This is a genomic window from uncultured Streptococcus sp. (genome assembly GCF_963521865.1).
In the GTDB taxonomy this organism is placed as follows: Bacteria; Bacillota; Bacilli; order Lactobacillales; family Streptococcaceae; genus Streptococcus.
Genome location: NZ_CAUQWY010000095.1, coordinates 1 through 2,720, shown reverse-complemented (window position 1 = coordinate 2,720; position 2,720 = coordinate 1). Strand labels below are relative to the sequence as shown.

Here is a 2,720-nt window from a genome sequence, read left to right as displayed (position 1 = left end):
TATGAAAAAAATCAGTCATCTTTGTATGTTTCTGCTGTTGCTGTGTACCACTTTTTTTGTTTTTAATGTAAACTACACACATGAAGCGGTTCGGATTCGGGAAATGGGAAAGACTGTAGATTCTTTGGATTTGTATTTGAAAGATATTAACGAACCTGCAGCGTCTGTTCTTCGATTTTTTGAGGATGTATCAAAGGAGTACAAGGTCTCTATCATCAAAACAGACAGTGGTGATGAGGTAATCAAGTCTGGTGTTTTTGATAAAGATACCTTCCCCTACCAAGAGTTTGGGATTTCTTCTCTTGATTTTACCACAGATGGTGAAGGAGTCTACAGTAATAAAGAAATTTCTAATAAACTTGGTACGATTCCGACCTTTCTAAAAGCCAAGCCTATTCAGCTTATGACTTTTCAAACCTATATCAAGGATACATCTCGTAGTTTAAATGGTCGCTATACGATAACTTCTACACAAGAGATGGATAAGGATAGGATTGTACAGAAATGGAGCGATTTTTTCAAGATAGACCAGGCTACCTTGCTAGAGCCTACCTATAAAAGTGCAGTGGAAGTCATAAATCGAGATTTGCTTTTATCTGCCATTGTTTTTGTCTTGGCTATTTTACTTCTTGTGTTAGTAACAGTTTATCAGCCGATGATGGAGATGAAACGAGTGGGGGTTCAAAAGTTACTTGGTTTTCAAAGCGGGGCGATTTTAGCTGGTTTTGTAAAGACTAATTTTTATCTTCTCTTGGGTGGAAGTCTTGTCATTGACTTGGGACTATTTTTAGTGCTGGACTACAGGCCAAAACTTCTGTTCCCAAGTTTACTCTTATCCCAATTTCTGCTTTTACAGTTGTATTTGTTCATCAGTTGGCTGACCTACCTGATGATTCAGAAAATGACAGTCAGTTCCATGTTGAAAGGTTTTTCATCTGTCAAACTTGGTCTCATCTTCAATTATGTGATGAAAATAGGGACAACTATTTTACTGACGGCCTTACTGATTGGGGTAGGCAGAAGTCTAGAACAAGAAAACAAAGAACTTGCTTATCAGCAACAGTGGGTAAGCCAAGGGAATTACTTGACCTTAGAAACCTTCCAACTCAATGATAACCTGTGGCAAGAAGAGCTAGCAGGGTCAGGGAAATCTACAGATTATTTCTACCAATTTTATCAAGATTTGCTAGCAAAAATACAAGTAAATTATGTGCGAAGTGCGAGTCTTCCTATCAAACCAGTCATCAAAGCTGAACAAGTACAGCAGTACCAACTGCCTGATAAGGTAGATGTTTACTATGCTAATAGCAATTTTCTAAAGAGCAAGGGATTCAAGTTACCAGATACCAGCACTAAAAAAGTTATTTTGATGCCAGCCAGTGATAAAGGACAAGAAGGTAAGAATCAGTTCTTGGGAAAATCCATAGCCTATCTTTCTCTGAGGTATGAAGATCAGCAAAAGCAAAGGATAGAAGATATGGATGTAGAAATTGCCTACTATGAAGGAGATTGGTCTTTCTTCCCTTATAACAATGAGCGAAAGGAAAACCTCCACAATCCAATCATTAGTCTAGTAAATGATCAAGACATGATGTGGGAAGAAAAGACTCGTTTGTTAACGACAGGTTTAAACAACCCGATGAAAGTTGAAAATACAGAACAAAATCAAAAAGTGATTACGGAGTTAGTTGAGAAATTATCAGATGGGAATTATTTAAAATTTTCATCGCTTCAAGCCATTCAACAAGAGAAAGTAGATTCTTATCGAGATGCAGTTCGAAATCTTAATATACTCTTTGCTTTGTTTGGTCTCCTTAGCATGATGATTTCCTACTTCTTACTAGTAACAACTTTCTTATTGAAGCGCAGGGACATCATTACCAAGAAATTTATGGGGTGGAAACTGGTCGATCGCTACCGCCCTCTTCTAGTTCTGCTCTTGTTGGGCTATAGTCTCCCTCTTCTAGTATTGATTTTCTTTGCCCATGCGCTCTTGCCACTCCTGCTGTTTGCAGGCTTTACATGTCTGGATATATTATTTGTGCTAGTCTTGGCTTCTAGGATGGAGAAAAGAAGTCTAGTAGAATTATTGAAAGGGGGCATCTTATGATTGAGTTAGAAAATATTACCAAAACCATTGGAGGAAAAGTGATTTTGGATCACTTGTCTCTCAGGATTGATCAGGGAGATTTGGTTGCCATCGTTGGAAAAAGTGGTAGTGGTAAGTCGACCTTGTTAAATTTATTAGGTTTGATAGATGGTGATTATAGCGGACGGTATGAGATTTTTGGTCAGACAAATCTAGCGGTCAATTCTGCTAAGTCACAAACAATAATCCGTGAGCATATCTCTTATCTGTTTCAAAATTTTGCCCTGATTGATGATGAAACGGTCGAGTACAATCTCATGCTGGCGCTGAAATATGTGAAATTGCCTAAGAAAGACAAGCTCAAAAAGGTAGAAGAGATTTTAGAGAGAGTAGGTTTGTCAGCTACTTTGCATCAAAAGGTCTCCGAGTTATCTGGTGGCGAACAACAACGAATTGCAGTTGCTAGAGCCATCTTAAAACCCAGCCAGCTGATTTTAGCCGATGAACCAACAGGTTCTCTGGATCCTGAAAATAGAGATTTGGTCTTGAAGTTTCTCTTAGAGATGAATCAAGAAGGGAAAACAGTCATTATTGTGACCCACGATGCTTATGTAGCCCAACAATGTCATCG

Annotated in this window: 2 protein-coding genes; both read left to right on the top strand. The window is 38.3% G+C overall.

All coding sequences use genetic code 11. The features are described from left to right. The first annotated feature begins 1 nt into the window (after position 1). Positions 2 to 2,110, top strand: a complete 2,109-nt coding sequence (locus RWO85_RS10290) for a bacteriocin-associated integral membrane family protein (RefSeq protein WP_314415758.1) — start codon at positions 2 to 4, stop codon at positions 2,108 to 2,110. After that, positions 2,107 to 2,720: ABC transporter ATP-binding protein (locus RWO85_RS10285; protein ID WP_314415756.1), on the top strand; the 614-nt coding region annotated here is incomplete at its 3' end. The genes RWO85_RS10290 and RWO85_RS10285, both read left to right, overlap by 4 nt.